Source organism: Mucilaginibacter sp. JRF (assembly GCF_015223065.1).
Classification (GTDB): domain Bacteria; phylum Bacteroidota; class Bacteroidia; order Sphingobacteriales; family Sphingobacteriaceae; genus Mucilaginibacter.
The window spans coordinates 342680-358752 of record NZ_JADFBY010000002.1 but is presented as its reverse complement, the minus strand read 5'-3'; the positions used below and the strand labels follow the sequence as shown (position 1 = coordinate 358752).

Annotated in this window: 13 protein-coding genes; 7 read left to right on the top strand and 6 right to left on the bottom strand. The window is 44.9% G+C overall.

Features of this window, described 5'->3' with window-relative positions; genetic code table 11:
- Nucleotides 1-29: 29 nt before the first annotated feature.
- From IM792_RS06970 to hemC, 6 genes are all read right to left on the bottom strand, one after another.
- On the bottom strand, nt 30-557 hold the full coding sequence (locus IM792_RS06970) for a tetratricopeptide repeat protein (protein WP_194101114.1): 528 nt from the start codon (nt 555-557) through the stop codon (nt 30-32).
- Nucleotides 557-1264: a response regulator transcription factor gene (locus tag IM792_RS06965; protein WP_194101113.1), complete on the bottom strand. Its 708-nt coding sequence runs from the start codon at nt 1262-1264 to the stop codon at nt 557-559. The genes IM792_RS06970 and IM792_RS06965 overlap by 1 nt, the downstream gene beginning before the upstream one ends.
- Nucleotides 1265-1279: 15 nt before the next feature.
- Nucleotides 1280-2149, bottom strand: coding sequence for a HAMP domain-containing sensor histidine kinase (locus IM792_RS06960; RefSeq protein ID WP_194101112.1), 870 nt, complete (start codon nt 2147-2149; stop codon nt 1280-1282).
- Nucleotides 2150-2200: 51 nt separating this feature from the next.
- Complete coding sequence (gene hemL / locus IM792_RS06955; RefSeq protein WP_194101111.1) at nt 2201-3571, bottom strand: glutamate-1-semialdehyde 2,1-aminomutase; 1371 nt, start codon at nt 3569-3571, stop codon at nt 2201-2203.
- Nucleotides 3572-3822: 251 nt separating this feature from the next.
- Nucleotides 3823-4794 carry a porphobilinogen synthase gene (gene hemB / locus IM792_RS06950; RefSeq protein ID WP_194101110.1) on the bottom strand — a complete coding sequence of 324 codons (972 nt, stop codon included), beginning with the start codon at nt 4792-4794 and terminating at the stop codon, nt 3823-3825.
- 86 nt (nt 4795-4880) lie between these two features.
- Entirely contained in the window at nt 4881-6455 is a 1575-nt protein-coding gene (hemC, locus tag IM792_RS06945; RefSeq protein ID WP_228084971.1) for a hydroxymethylbilane synthase, read from the bottom strand.
- A 310-nt stretch (nt 6456-6765) separates the two neighbouring features.
- On the opposite strand from hemC, the gene IM792_RS06940 reads away from it, so the two are divergent.
- The 7 genes from IM792_RS06940 to IM792_RS06910 all read left to right on the top strand — a co-directional run bounded on the left by IM792_RS06940 (nt 6766) and on the right by IM792_RS06910 (nt 15914).
- A complete protein-coding gene (locus IM792_RS06940) occupies nt 6766-7122 on the top strand; it encodes a response regulator (RefSeq protein WP_194101108.1) in 357 nt (118 codons plus the stop codon).
- An 853-nt stretch (nt 7123-7975) separates the two neighbouring features.
- Nucleotides 7976-8347 (top strand): response regulator, encoded by a 372-nt coding sequence (locus IM792_RS06935; protein ID WP_194101107.1) that lies wholly within the window; start codon nt 7976-7978, stop codon nt 8345-8347.
- Between the two features lie 146 nt (nt 8348-8493).
- Nucleotides 8494-11598: a tetratricopeptide repeat protein gene (locus IM792_RS06930; protein WP_194101106.1), complete on the top strand. Its 3105-nt coding sequence runs from the start codon at nt 8494-8496 to the stop codon at nt 11596-11598.
- Between the two features lie 37 nt (nt 11599-11635).
- Nucleotides 11636-13444 (top strand): TonB-dependent receptor, encoded by a 1809-nt coding sequence (locus IM792_RS06925; protein ID WP_194101105.1) that lies wholly within the window; start codon nt 11636-11638, stop codon nt 13442-13444.
- A 21-nt stretch (nt 13445-13465) separates the two neighbouring features.
- Nucleotides 13466-14815 (top strand): SPOR domain-containing protein, encoded by a 1350-nt coding sequence (locus IM792_RS06920; protein ID WP_194101104.1) that lies wholly within the window; start codon nt 13466-13468, stop codon nt 14813-14815.
- Nucleotides 14812-15516 (top strand): MotA/TolQ/ExbB proton channel family protein, encoded by a 705-nt coding sequence (locus IM792_RS06915; RefSeq protein WP_194101103.1) that lies wholly within the window; start codon nt 14812-14814, stop codon nt 15514-15516. Before IM792_RS06920 ends, IM792_RS06915 begins: the two co-directional genes overlap by 4 nt.
- A complete protein-coding gene (locus tag IM792_RS06910) occupies nt 15513-15914 on the top strand; it encodes a biopolymer transporter ExbD (RefSeq protein WP_194101102.1) in 402 nt (133 codons plus the stop codon). The genes IM792_RS06915 and IM792_RS06910 overlap by 4 nt, the downstream gene beginning before the upstream one ends.
- Nucleotides 15915-16073: the final 159 nt, after the last annotated feature.

Genomic DNA, 16073 nt, shown 5'->3' with positions numbered 1-16073 from the left:
TTTTCCTGTCATCTTAATAATGGCAGGTACTATTTCTTTTTATTGTTTAACTCTTGTTTTAGTGTGTTCAGCACCTCGCGCATTTTGGCGGTGATGTTGTCACGATGTTTTTCGGCCAGCTCTAAAAACGCGGTGGCCTTTTCATAATTACCGTTGCGATAGCTTATGGTGGCCACATGCGTTAATGCCGCTACATGATCGTTAACCGTACGCAACGGGTATTGGGCGGCTATCTCAAAATGCTTTTCGGCTTCCTCGTAATCCCGCTTTTGCAGGCATATACTACCGAAGATGAACTCATAAAAGCCTCGTCTTTTTTTACCCAGATAGTCGGGGTTACGTATTTGCAGCAGCAGCTTTTCGGCCTTATCAAACTCCTTATTATGAAATTGTTTGGCAGCTAAAATTACCGTACCCTCCTTAAAGTATCCCCATATTACCAAACCACCCAGCATTACGGCAAGCGCACTAAGCTGATAGGTATGGTAGTAGGCAAAAACACCGGCCAAAGCCAAAAACAAAAGCGTTACTATTATACGCGCCTTGTTAGTGAACATTAGTGATGATCTTCAGTAAACTTATAACCTACCCCACGTATTGAGTGGAAATAAACCGGATTTTTTGGATCAGGCTCAAAATACTTACGGAAGGTAAGTATAAAGTTATCAATGGTACGGGTTGACGGGTATACGTCATAATTCCATACGGTTTCCAATATCTGCTCGCGCGATACGGCCTCGTTACGGCGCTCTATCAGCAACTTAAGCAGCATGGTTTCCTTTTTGGTAAGGGCGGTGATCGATCCATCCTCATTAATCAGCTCGAACGAGTTGAAGTGGATGGTTTTGTCGCCAATTTTGTAGCTGTTAAATTCTTTAAGGTCCTCACCCTTAAGGCTGCGTTTTACCAGGTTGTTAACACGCAGTATCAATTCCTCCAGGTTAAAAGGCTTGGTAAGGTAATCGTCAGCGCCTTTTTTAAGGCCCGATATTTTATCCTCATTGGTGTTCTTAGCGGTCAGGAACATGATAGGCACCTCACTGTTTTCCAGCCTGATGGTTTCTGCAACCACAAAGCCATCAATCTCGGGCATCATTACGTCCAGTATAATCAGGTTAAAGCGTTCCTCTTTAAACAGTTGCAGCGCTTTTTTACCATTTTTAGCGGTTGATACCTTGTAGCCCTCAAGCTCAAGGTTAAGTTTTATAGCTTCGAGCAGGTGTTCTTCGTCCTCTGCTAATAAAATACGTTTTTTATGTTGCATGTTTTATATGTTAGGTTATGCAAAAGTAACTTCAAATATACTACCCGATGGGTTGTTGTCTTTCACCTTAATACTGGCCTGGTGTTTATCAAGCACTTGCTTAACAATGTATAACCCCAAACCTGTACCTTTTGTGTTGCGGGTTTCCTCGCTGCCTACGCGGTAAAACCTGTCAAATATACGTGCCTTTTCAATATCGGCTATACCTATACCATTATCGGCCACCTCAAAAAGTATCTGGCCCTCGCTACGATAAAGCCTCACGTCAACAGACTGGCAGGGCTTTGAGTATTTTACAGCGTTCTCTATCAGGTTGGTAACTACTGATGTAAGCGCGAATTTATCGCCGGTTATTTCAATCTTAGGTTCAATCTCGGCATTGATGATCTGCTGATTGCAATCGCATTTGCTGATCTGCAAGCGGTTAACAATATTATCAACCAGGTTCGATAGGTTAAAGCTCGCCTTCGGGAAGGTGTATGAGCGGTTCTCAATCTTCGAGGCCAGCAGCATGTTCTCCACCATATCATCCAAACGCTCAATATCGTTCAGCGATTTATCAATAAAATCAAGCACCTGCGCTTTGGTAAGATCGCGCTTTTGGATGGTTTGCAGCAATAGTTTGATGGATGCCAATGGTGATTTAAGCTCGTGCGTTACCGATAACAAAAAGTTCTTTTTTTGCTCCTGCAACTTGCGCTCCCTGTTCATGGATTTATGCAGGTAGAACGCGCCTAAAAAAAACACGCCCACAAACATACATCCCTCGCCCATGATCATGCCACTGCGCTCGGGCTGTAGCTTAACCAGCATATATCCCCACCAGATCAGCTCGGCGACCGCGTAGGTTATTATCGCGTAAAATATAACCAATGACCTTTTCATTTCTCTAAATCTTATATATGCGTTTGTTTATATATTGGTACCGCTAATTTATTAATTATTAGACCTGAACACTACATCCAGGCTATCAAATATAGCACGTTTAGCCTTTTCAAGATCAGTTTTTGTATGAGCCGATGAAATAAAGCCAACCTCATAACCCGATGGACCAAAATAAATGCCCCTGTTCAATAACTCGCGGTGCATTTTTTTGAATTTCTCCATGCTTGCAGGCTCAATATCTTCGGCCGTACGAATATCCTTATCTGTAAAAGCGAACCAGAATATCGACCCTATGCTGAATACCTTTAGTTTATAGTTACGCGCGGTAGCAAAGCGTTGTATGGCTTCGGCAAACTCCTGCGCCTTATTGTTCAGGTCGCGGTAAAAGCCCATGCGCAGCAGCTCGGTAATTTGCGCAATACCGGCACCCATAGCTACCGGGTTGCCCGATAATGTACCCGCCTGGTAAACACTACCCACCGGCGATATATGATCCATTATTTGTGCCGATGCGCCGTAAGCGCCTACAGGCATACCACCACCGATGATTTTACCGTAGGTAATAATATCCGGCTGAATTTGGTAGTAACCGGCAGCACCCTCAAAGCCAACACGGAAGCCTGATATCACCTCATCAAATATCAGCATGGTGCCATTGGCGGTACATATCTCTCGTAAAAATTGCAGGTGTTCTTTATGTTGCAGCAGCAAACCGTTGTTGGCCGGGATAGGCTCGATGATAACAGCGGCTATCTGATCCTTAAATTCTTCAAAGGCTTTTTGCAGCGCTTCCTTATCATTTAATGATACCACAATGGTTTCATCAGCGAATGATTTGGGTACACCTGCTGATGATGTTTCACCAAAGGTTACCAGGCCCGAACCTGCCTTAACCAGCAATGAATCTGAATGGCCGTGGTAGCAACCCTCAAACTTCAATATCTTATCGCGCTTGGTATAACCCCTTGCCAGCCTGATGGCCGACATTACCGCCTCGGTACCCGAGCTTACAAAACGTATCTTTTCAATGTATTTATTATTTTTCAAGATGAGTTCGGCCAGTTCATTCTCCAAAGCCGTTGGCGCACCGAACGACATGCCGTTCTGGATAGTTTCAACCACCTTTTCGCGCACCTTGGTGTTGTTGTGGCCCAAAATAAGTGGTCCCCATGAGCAGCAAAAATCAATAAATTGGTTACCATCGGCATCCCACACATGGCAGCCATCGCCTTTTTGTATAAAAAGCGGTGTACCATATACTGATTTAAACGCCCTTACCGGCGAGTTAACTCCACCCGGAAAGTAGGTTTTGGCTTTCTCATACAATTCGGCAGATTTTTCCCTGCTTATATCCGGCTTAGCTGTAGTACTTACCGGCTTACCCTCGTCATCTGAAAACATCTTTTTAATTGAATCGAACATTGTTTTTATTTGCTGAAAGCTGAAAGCATAAGGCTTAAAGCTTTTTGTTTTTTAGTTTACTTTTCGTCTTCGTGAACCCCTCCTAAATCCTCCCCCAAGGGGGAGGACTTTCCTTTCTTTAGCCCTCCCTTTGGGAGGGTTGGGTGGGTCTAAAGAGATTGCTTCGTACCTCGCAATGACGGCTTTATTATTCCTGTCATGCTAAGCTTGTCGAAGCCATCTGCATATCCGCACATCTGCACATCAAAAAATTAAAGCCACTTATTCTCCAACACCTCTTTAGCGTGGTAGGTTAATATGGCTGTGGCACCGGCGCGGCGGATGCTCATGAGTACCTCGGTAATGGCGCGCTGCTCGTTTAGCCAGCCGTTTTGTATGGCGGCTTTGATCATGGCGTACTCGCCGCTTACGTTATAGGCCGCTATGGGCAACTCGGTACTATCTTTTAATAACTTGATCACGTCAAGATATGGCAATGCCGGTTTAACCATCAGGAAGTCGGCACCCTCGGCTTCGTCTAAACGGGCTTCGATCAATGCTTCGCGCTGATTGGCCGGGTTCATCTGGTAGCCTTTTTTGTCGCCAAACTTTGGTGCTGAGTTCAGGGCATCCCTAAACGGACCATAAAACGCGCTGGCATATTTTGCCGAGTACGACATGATGCTCACGTGCTTAAAACCGTTATCATCCAACACCCGGCGTATGTACCCTACCCTGCCATCCATCATATCCGACGGGGCAATAATGTCGGCACCGCTTTGGGCATGCGCCAGGGCCATTTTGCCTAATACCTCAAGCGTTTCATCGTTCAGTATCTCACCGTTCTCAACAATACCATCGTGGCCATCGCTGCTGTATGGGTCCATAGCTACATCGGTAATTACGCAAGATTCAGGGAACTCCTTTTTTACCTCGCTGATGGCACGCAGGTACAAACTACCCTCACGGTGGCTTTCGGTAGCGTATTTATCTTTCAGCGCCTCATCAATATTAGGGAACAGATCAAAAGAGGTCAATCCCAGTTTCATGCAGCTCTCTACCTCGCGCAACAGGTTATCAATTGAGTACCTGTAAATGCCCGGCATCGAAGCCACCTCTGTTTTCTGATTCTCACCCTCTACAATAAACAACGGAAAAATAAGGTTAGCCGCGCTCACATGCGTTTCCTGTATCATCTGGCGTATAGCCTCGCTTTTCCTGTTTCTTCTTGGTCGTTGTAACATATAGCTCAGTCCATGGACGATAGTCGATGGTCCATGGTTTTGTTGTTTTATTAAATATCTATGGTCTATCGACTATGGACCATGGACTAAATTCCAAACACCGCTTCGGCCAGGCCTATCTCGTCGGGCGAGAAGGGTAGCGTGTAGCGTACACCCATTTCCTCAAATTTCTTTCCGGTTGATTTGCCGATGGCGATCACCTTTTGGTGCGGATCGAGCAGGTTATCGGCAAAATAGGCATCCACGTTTGATGGGCTGGTAAATATCACCACATCTGCCGAGCTGGCTTCAACATCTTCTTCCAGCACGGTTTCGTAAACCGGCAGATCGATAATTTTCGTATCGGCTGATAGTCCCTGATGTATGCTCCGCATTGGGCTTGCCGCGCCGGGGAAAGTTACGGTTGTGCCATTGGCCAGCTTGGCAAACTCGGCAGCAACATCGGCAGTATCATTACCCTCGCCGGTAAACTCGGCAAAGTGACCATGACGACGCAACGCATCCTCAGAGCCTGAACCCATTACCCCGAACTTCACCTTTTTAGGCAGTTGCGGATCGAGCTTAAAGAAATATTCAACCGCGTTCTTGCTGGTAAAAAACACCCAGTCGGTATTACGCAGTATAAAGGGGTCGAGCTTGGTGATCACCGCTACGGTACGTATCAGCGAACGCGCCTCAACCTCAATACTATTTTTTGACAATGCCTTGCGGAAGTAGCTGTTCTCGCTCACCTCGCGCGAGATGAACACTTTGGCCGGATACTTTCTTTCCTTATCAAACTTGGCTACCACCTTTTCGGCCAGGCCTTCGGTAGTATCAGCCTCAATGAATAAACGGTCAGGGAAACCCTCGCCGGTATCGGCCTTTGAGGTAAACACCTGGAATTTATCCTCATCCTTACGGCAATAGCAACCCAACGGCAAATGGCAACCACCGCCAAATAGCTTAAGCACCTTACGCTCTACCGCAAGTTCGTCAGCAACATGGGTGTGGTGCAGGGCTTGCAGTGCGTTGTATAGCTCCGGGTCGTTTTCGCGTATTTGTATGGCCAGCACACCCTGGGCTGGGGCCGGTATAAATTCGGTAGGCGTTAATTCTTCAACATGAAACTCGCTTAGGTCCAAACCCAAACGGGCAACACCGGCTTTGGCCAACATAATGGCATCGTAATCCTCATCGCGCAGTTTACCTATGCGGGTTGGTACGTTGCCACGCAGATCCTCAATTTCCAGATCGGGACGAACGGCCAGTAACTGTGCCTTACGCCTGTTTGATGATGTACCTACAATAGCGCCGTACTTAACCGACAGCTTTTGGCGCACATCAACACAATCCTTTAATATTAAAAGCAGTTCGGCAGGGTCTTCACGTTCAGATACCGCCGCTATGATCAGCCCCGGAGGGTTCTCGGTAGGCAGATCCTTGTGCGAGTGCACGGCAAGGTCAATAGTGCCTGCAAGCAGTTCTTCTTCCAACTCCTTGGTAAAAAAGCCTTTGCCTTCCAGTTTATCAAAACTTAAGTTCAGGATACGGTCGCCCTGGGTTTTGATGATCTTTAATTCGGCATTGATGTTTATTGCCGCCAAACTATCCTTAACAAAGTTGGCTTGCCATAGCGCGAGTTCGCTTCCGCGGGTTCCTATTATGAGTGTCCTGTTCAAAGAGATCATGTATTTGCGACCACAAATTTAGTTTTTTAAGCCGTAGCTCGATTGATTTATTAATGATATGAAATTGGAGTGACCAAAAAAACGGCACAACCCGCATAATTTAATAATAAGTGTATATTTATAATCTGAAACTCATTTTGTAGCGTATATAGTACATTGAACATTGGTTAAAGATATTTTACTACTTTTGCAGCATTAAAAACCGAATAAGAATTACAGCCGCTGCATATTTTATACAAAAGTTATCCCGCTCCTGAATGTTCGTTTAACCTTTTCGGAATCAGCAGAAAAAAGAAATAATTTGAAACGCATTTTAGTATTAGACGATAACGAGGACATCCTTGAGATTGTTCAGGAAACCCTGTCGTACGAGCAATTTGAGGTAAAAAGCACCGCAGAGGGCGAAGAAGTACTTCCGCTTATTCAGGATTTTAAACCTCACCTGGTAATACTGGATTACCGCGTTTCGGGCATGAACGGCGGCGAAATTTGCAAGCAGATCAAGGCTCATCCTGACTATAACGATATTCCGGTTATCATCTTCTCGGCCTACATAAACAGCAATGGCGAATTGAATGCTTATGGCTGCGATGCCGTTATCAATAAGCCTTTTGATTTGGGCGAATTAGTTGATAAGGTGAACAATCTTATCCAATAAACTACACTTCTTTCTGATTAGGTCTTTCGGGCCTTGCAATAATGTTATTTGAGCGATCAAATCCATTACTCCTTTTGAGAATATTTACTATATAAAGTATTTAAATTATCAAATTCGCAATTCTTTTGAATATTTGATAATAAATAACTTGCTAATACATTCTTAATATTAAAACAATTACAAAGTTGTATATTTGGATACCCCCGAATTAATACATCTACTACCCCTAAAATTGTATTTAATATGGAAAAGCAAATCAATGATCAGGCAATTGGTCAGGCAGATCTAAAAAAAGCACATATATGTCCACATTGCCATAATGAATTATCGGGCGACCGCGTGCACCGCGGATTTTTTGTAAAAAATTTCCTGTTCTTTTTACCCTTAAAAAGATACCTGTGCTACAAGTGCAGCAAAAAAAGCTACATCTGGATTAACTAAAAGATAATAGCTTTAAACTTTTAATACCTATATTAATTGTATATTAATACGGGAAGCTTATTTTATGATTTTTCCCACCAGATTTAGGACATTAGCATGTACTAAATCTGATTAAATTGGACGAATCATACTCAGCAAAAAAGGAATACCGCTGTAAAAACTGCGGCCATATATTTCATTTCCAACTACATCGTAACTTTTTTGAGCGGATATTATCAATATTTAAGCCTTTTAAAAAGTATTTCTGCGCGCGTTGCCAGCGTTCGCACTATGTTTATCCCGAAAAAAATTAAAAGCGTGTGTATTATTATACACTTTGATACTTATAATATTACGCAATAATAGTTGGTATAAAATTTGTTAACTGCTACTTAAGGAAAAGCAAGAGAATAAGGTTGCAGGGATATTATATATGACACGGATACTGGCTGTTGATGACAACAGAGATATATTAGAAGTTATTGAGCTGATACTTGAAGATTGTGGCTATGAGGTTGAAACACTAACAAGCGGGCACCACCTGTTTGATAAAATTAGAGAGATGAACCCCGACCTGATTTTGCTTGATATTATGCTGGGCGATATGGATGGCCGCATACTTTGCGAGGAGGTTAAAAATCGTCCCGAAACCAGCAATATACCCGTAGTATTGATATCGGCAAGCCATAATATGGCTGATAGTATAGCACAAAACAGAAAGGGCGCGCCTAATGCCTTTATTGCCAAACCATTTGATATTAGCGATCTGGTTGGTACCATACAATCAAACATAGCGGCTGCCTAAGCCGCTTTTTAGGGCTATATTTTTCCACACCGGCAACATACTGAGTATACTTTCGTTAAAAAAATGTTTTCCACACTTGTTAAATACTAAGGTGGATTGCATCTTTGCCGTTTAGCTATTTTAGCGCAACCGTAAGTACGCACCGTATGATAAAACTTAAATATATTGTGCTGCCCACAGCAGCATTTTTAGTATCACAGGCCCAGGCTCAGCAAAATCCGTCGTTCCATATTTATAAAACATACCACACCGCGCTTGACTTGTTAGACAAGGGCAAATATGTTGCGGCAGCCGAGCAGTTTAAGCTTGTTGAAGCCTCAAAGATCCGCACCAGCAACCAGCCGGGCTTTGAGTCAGAAATTTCATTAATCAAAGAAAATTCACACTATTACGAAGCGCTTTGCGCCCTTGAATCGGGCAGCGACGATGCCGAGAGCATGTTTCAGCGCTTTATAAAAGAGCATCCGGAGAACCCGCTTTCAAAGCTGGCCTTTTTCCAGGTAGGTAAATCGTACTTTAAACAAGGCAAGTATAAGGAAGCGCTTGAGTGGTTCAACAAAGTTGAGGCAGGCGAATTGAATGGCCGTGAAAATACCGAGTACAAATTTCGTAAGGGCTACGCCTACTTCGCCACCGGCGATATGGTGAACGCCCAAAAGCTTTTTGCCGACGTAAAGAACAAACGCTCAGCCTTTACTGAGGATGCTACGTACTATTTTGCCTACATAGCGTATTTAAATAAGGATTATCATTTGGCGCTGTCCAATTTTGAGAAATTAAAAAACTCAAAAAAGTATGAAGCCAGCTACCCATATTATATCACAGCGGTTTACTTTTTAGATAAACGTTATGATGATGTGCTGAGCTATGCGGTACCTATTGTAAACAACACCAAGCAGCAAAACGAAACCGAGATGCTGCGCATCATAGCTGCATCGTACTTTGCTAAGGCCAACTATCCGCAGGCGGTGAGTTATTATAACCGTTTCCAAGATCGCGACCAGAACAAAACACAGAATACGCAGGATAGCTACCAAATAGGTTACGCCCACTACAAAACCGGCAACCTTAACAAGGCCGCTACCGAATTAAAGAAATTGGTTGGCCAGGCCGATACTTACAGCCAAAGCGGTAACTATACCCTGGGCGACATCTTCCTGAAACAAAACAACAAGCAGGGCGCACGTACCGCTTACCAAACCGCATCAAGGCTTGATTTTGATAAGCAGATACAGGAGGACGCGTTGTTTAACTACGCCAAACTATCGTACGAGCTTGACTTTAACACGGCAGCGCTTGAGGCTACCCGTACTTATTTAAAGAATTACCCACGCTCGGCACGTACCGAGGAGGCTAAGATATTATTGGGCGAGGTATTGCTTAACGCACGCAACTACCGTGAGGCGGTTGAGATACTGGAGCCTATCCCTAATAAATCCATCAGCGCACGTACGGCTTACCAAAAAGTAACCTATTATCGTGGTTTGGAGTTTTATAACGAGCGTGCTTTTGAGAATGCCATCGGCGTATTTCTGCGTTCGCTTACAGCACCTGTTGATCCGCAGATACAGGCGCTTACCACCTACTGGATGGCCGAGGCCATGTACGAGGTGCGTAAGTACGGCGAATCGGTTGAGAACTTCGAGAAGTTTTTGGCCATGCCCGAAGCTAAGCAAACCAACCTGAGCAACTACGCTAACTACGCCCTTGCCTACGCCGCATTTTATGATGAGCAATACGGTAAGGCCGCTAAATACTTCGAGCGCTTTTTACAGGGTACCGAAAAAGATCCTAATACGGTTAATGATGCCACCACCCGTATTGGCGATAGCTATTTTGTAATGAAAAGCTACGGCAAGGCAATGGAGTATTATAACCGCATTATCGCGCAAAAAACCAAGGGTGAGGATTACGCCTTGTTTCAGCGTGGTGTGATACAGGGTTTGCAGGGTAACTACGATACCAAGATAGCCACCCTGAATGATGTGTTGCAGCAGTTCCCTAATTCAGATTACGCGGATGACGCCTCGTTCGAGATAGCCTATACTTACTTCCTGAAAAATGATGGTGTACGCGCCAAAACTGATCTGCAAGCCATGATACAGAAGTACCCGCGAAGCAGCTACGTACCACGTGCCATTGTTACCATTGGTTTGATAGACTACAACGGCAACCAGGATGATGTAGCGGTTGAATCGTTCAAGAAGGTAGTGTCCGACTATCCATCGAGCGATGAGGCTAAGCAGGCGTTGAAACAGGTTGAGAAGATCTATACCGATAAGGGCGACGCGCAAACATTCATTAACTACGCGGGTACCACCTCCATCGGTAACTATACCACTGCCGAGCAGGAAAGCATCATGATAACCGCTGCCAACAACCTGTACCTTAAAGGCGACTGGCAGGGAACGGTGAACGCGGTGAATGCCTACTTGGATAAATTCCCTACCAAGCAGATATATGACAAGCAAGCCCGTTACCTGCGTGCGCAGGGATTGGCTAACCTGGGCCGTACACAGGAGGCTGTGGTTGATTACAACTTCATCCTGAACGACTGGACCAGTGCTTATACCGAAAAATCATTGATCAGCATGGCTAAACTTTATATCTCACAAAAGAAATATAATGATGCCGTGGTATTCCTTAAGCGTTTGGAAACCAACTCGGAGTACAAGGCCGATTATACCTACGCGGTTAACACGTTGTTGTACTGCTACGATCAGATGCAGATGTCTGACGATGTGTTGAAATACGTGGGCATTGTTCGCGCGAATGAAAAGACCGGGCAGGAAGATAAATTCCGTACAGGTTTATATGCCGGTAAGGCTAACCTTGAATTGGGTAATACTGATGCCGCTATCAAGGAGTTCAACTATACTATCAGCAACACCAAAACCGTTGCTGCGGCCGAGGCTAAGTACAACATCGCTTTAATTGAATATAATCAGGGTAAATACAAGGCATCGCAAAAAACATGTTTTGAGATAGCCAAGGATTTCCAGAACTATGAGTACTGGGCCGCCAAAACATTTGTTTTGCTGGCTGATAACTACATCAAGCTAAAGGATAATTACCAGGCTACCGCCACCCTGCAAAGTATTGTTGACAATTACGCTGTTAAGGATGATGTACTAACCGATGCGAAACAAAAACTGGCTAAACTTAAAGGTATCAAGATAACACCTGAAACTACAAAAACCGACAGTACCGATACTACCGGCACTGCCGTGCAGGACACCACCCAGCAATAACAGGAACCATCAACGAGAACCAACGAGCAACAGACACATGAAATTAAGATACACCTATATATTGTTCACCGCGCTAACAGCATGCTACGTTATGCCGGCCGGCGCGCAGGTTAAGAACACTACTAAAAAAGGGCAAAAAACCGCCACACCGGCATCGCAAAACAATGCCAAAAAACTGGGCGACGCGGCATCAAAAACCGTACAGGATACTACCAAGAAAGCAGGGCAAAACAACAAACCTAACGAGGGTGGAGCCATATCTGAGGAGATCGTGGTAACTACATCGTACAAACCGGTACTGGCCGACGCGGTGAAGATACGCCGTAACCCTGATCTGGAAGATAAGACACCTTTTAAGGCGCCGTTAACCTACAGTTCGGTTGATAAGCGTTTAACTAAGGATAACGAGATACAACAGCTCGAGGCCATGAAACGCCCGCCTGAGCGCGACTCGATACCGACCAATAACTATGTTAAGGGTGGCTTGGGTAGCATGAAAACCACTTTTGGCGAGGGCTACTTCTCAAACGGTGCCGACGAGGCTTTGCAGGTTGGTGGTTACATCAAGCACTTTTCGCAAGGTTCATCATCATTCAACAAACAAAATGAGAGCCGTAACGAGCTGGGCGTATTTGGCAAAAGCATTACTGATGAGCATACCATGCGTGGTACCATTGGTTACAAACGCCGTGGTGTGAATTTTTACGGCTACAACCGCGATCTGGAAACACCAACGCAGTTTGATCCGCAAAAACAAGCGTTCAACACCCTGTCTGCCGAGGGTGAACTGGCCAAGAACTATCGTGATGTAGAGAATGATTTTACGTATGCCTTAAAACTGAACGGTTACGTGTTCAACAACTCGTTCAACGCTAAGGAGAATAACCTGGTATTGTCGGGCTTTATCAACCAAACCGTTAAGCAGTTTTACGCGGGTTTGGCGGCATCGCTTGATCTGGGTACGCAAAAGGATAGCCTGTATTCGTACAGCAACAGCATCATCCGCCTGAACCCTTACATTAAATTCCAGGGTGAGAATTATAAGATAGACGCGGGTGTAAACATTACCAAGGAGTTTGGTTTGAGCAGCCGTTTCTCTATTTTCCCGGCGGCTAAGCTGGAGTTCCAGGTGATACCTAAATATGTGCGTTTGTTTGCCGAAGCGAAGGGCGATATCAACAAAGCATCCATCCGCGATTTTGCAGAAACCAATCCGTTCATCAACGAAAACATCACCCTTAAAAACTCTGCCGACCGCTTAGCGTTAAGCGCGGGTTTAAAAGGCACACTGGCACCGGGGCTGGGCTTTAAGGCTACCTTCTTCCGCAACAGTGTTAAGGATATGCCGCTGTTCGTGGCCGGCTTTTCAACCATTGGCGCAAACAATAAATTCAACGTAATTTATGATGACGGTACCGCTACTGTTAGCGGCTTTACCGGCGAGCTTGACTTTAAGGCTACTGACGATCTGAATATATTTGGCCGTGCCGAATTTAAGGATTACAAGATGAACACCGAGGAGCAGGCCTGGAACATGCCTAAGTTTAAACTGACCGCCGGTACCATCATCCGCATTAGTGATAAGGTGAACATTAACGGCTCGTTACTGATACGCGGCAACGCTTACGACAGGATATTTGACCCGACAAGCAGCGTAGCTAATGATTTTCAACGTGTTGAGATAAAATCGTTTGTTGACCTTAATGGCGGCGCCGAGTACAAGGTAAACAAGCAATTTACCGTATTTGTACAGGTAAATAACATACTTAACAATACAAACCCAACGTGGCTGTATTATAATAACTATGCTTTCAATATTTTTGGCGGCGTTGGTTACGCGTTTTAGTTTTTTTGTACTTTTACGGGAATGGACTTAGCCTACTACTTGATAGAATTACTGGGGCAACGTGGCGAGGTGAGTATACCGGGCTTGGGTCGTTTTTATTATGCACGGGCAAATGCCTTTTATAATGATGATGAGGCACGTGTTTACCCGCCGGGCCAATCGCTGGAGTTTGAACAGCGGCCGGTAAGCAGTAATGATACCTTTGCCGAATTCATCTCACAAAAAAAGAACATCTCCATGGCATCGGCAAAGTATTTTGTTGATCGCTATGTAAATGATATTGTGTTGGAAAGTGCCATTCGTGATTTTGCCATTGGCGATAAGGGCTGGCTGCGTAACGAGGGCAGCAAAATAGTTTTCAGGAATGCCGACAAATCCGCGGGCAGCAAAGCCTACTTTGGTTTACCGGCAATTGATCTGCCTAAAAAAGGCCAAACGGTTGTTAAAACCACAACGGTTATTTTGCAGCCTCCGCCAAGGGTTATTATTGAACCGCAGGAGCCTGCCCTACCACCGGTTGTTGAAGAAGCGCCGGTAGTTGAGCAAGCACCTGTAGTTGAGCAGCCCGAGGTAATTGAGCCAGCCGCTGTAACCCCGCAACCGGAGCCTGTTATTGTTCCTCCTGCTGAGGTTACCGAGATTAAGTTGGAACCCGCCACGCAATTCACCGACCCTATAATGGATAACTCGGAGGTTGAATATGTTGAAGACGAAAAACGCGGTTTAAACGTTTGGGTAATTACGGCTATAGTAATTGCCTTGTTGGGTGTAGCGGGCGTTGGTTTATATATGTACAACCCGCAGCTGCTGGGCATGGGCAACAAACAGGCTGCACCTGTACCGGTACCGGTTACCGATACATTGGCCAACCAGGCCGATACGCCAAAAACCGATACCACAAGTGTGGCACCGGCAGGCAAGGCGGCCGATACCAATGTACAGGGCGAGGCTCAGCAAAACATGAGCCTGAACGATACGGTAAAAACCACCGTAATAAATCCGCAGCCGGAAACTGAAAAGCAACCGGAGGCCGAAAAACCGGCAACTAAAGAACCCGCGAAAACATCGCCGGAAAAAGCTAAACCAACAACAGCAGTAAATACAAATCCGCTGAAAATGGCTTACCCTTACGCGGTTGTTATTGGTGGTTCGTTCACAAAAATTGAAGAAGCAGAGCAGTGCATAGTTAATTATAAAAAAATAGGCATGGACGCCTACATCTTAGCAGAGCCGGGTCATGGCAGAAAGCATAGGGTTGTAATAGCTACCTGTAAATCACTTGCAGATGCATATAAAGAAATAAATAAACTCAAACAATCAAAAAAAGTACGGGATGATCTATATCCCCTGGAAATCACTAAAAAACAATGACACTATTACTACAGATTGCAGATACGGCTGCACAAATGGCTGATACAGTGAACAACGCGGCAGTACCTACTGTACCGGCTGATGATTTGCGCTTTGGCGACCTGATACTGAAAGGCGGCTGGGTGATGATTCCCATTGGTATTTTAGCTGTGTTAGGCTTAGTTATATTTTTTGAAAGATATTTCACCATACGCAAAGCCGCTAAGGATGAATCGAGCCTGATGGCGCAGGTACGTGCCAGCATTATGTCGGGCAACCTGCAATCGGCCGTGGCTATATGCCGCAACAGCAATACACCGCTTGGCCGTATGCTGCAAAAAGGCTTATTACGTATAGGCAGGCCGATAAAGGATATTGAAGGCGCTATTGAAAACGTGGGTAAGCTTGAGGTATCAAAGCTTGAAAAAAATATCGGCATCATAGGTATAGTAGCCGGTATAGCGCCCATGTTCGGGTTCCTGGGTACTATCGCGGGTGTTATCCAGATATTCTATAACATCTCAAAAACTGATAACATCAGCATGGGTGTAATATCAGGCGGTTTATACGTAAAAATGGTAACCTCGGCAGCAGGTTTGTTTGTGGGTATCGTAGCTTACGTTTGCCACCACGTATTGAACATGATGGTTGATAAAGTGATACTGAAACTGGAAACCGACGCTATTGAATTTATTGACCTGTTAGAAGAACCAAGCAAATGAACCTGAGAAAAAGACACGGACGCGTAACGGCTGAGGTGCATACCTCGGCGCTGAACGACATCATGTTCTTCCTGCTGCTGTTCTTCCTCATCGCGTCAACAGTTACCAACCCGAACGTGATTAAGCTGATGCTGCCAAAATCATCATCAGGCCAATCGGTTTCTAAAAAAACCATCACGGTATCGGTAACCAAGGATCTGAAATATTACGTTGATAAAAAGGAAACCCCTGTTGATCAGCTGGAAGCTACCCTTGGCGGCTACAAAAGTTTGGCAACAGAATTGACCATAGTTTTATATGTTGACCGTACCGTAGCCATACAGGATGTGGTACAGGTAATGGACATAGCACAAAAACTGAACATTAAACTGGTATTAGCAACGGAGAAGAAAGGATAGTTCAGTTAGCTCAGTTGGCAGTTTGCAGTTGGCACAGTTTGCAGTTGACTTATATCAATGCAAATTGAGAATCGGAAACTAATAACGACACTGATAACTGCAAACTGCCCACCGCGAACTGGTAACTGAAAACTGGCAACTGCCAACCGGAAACTGCAA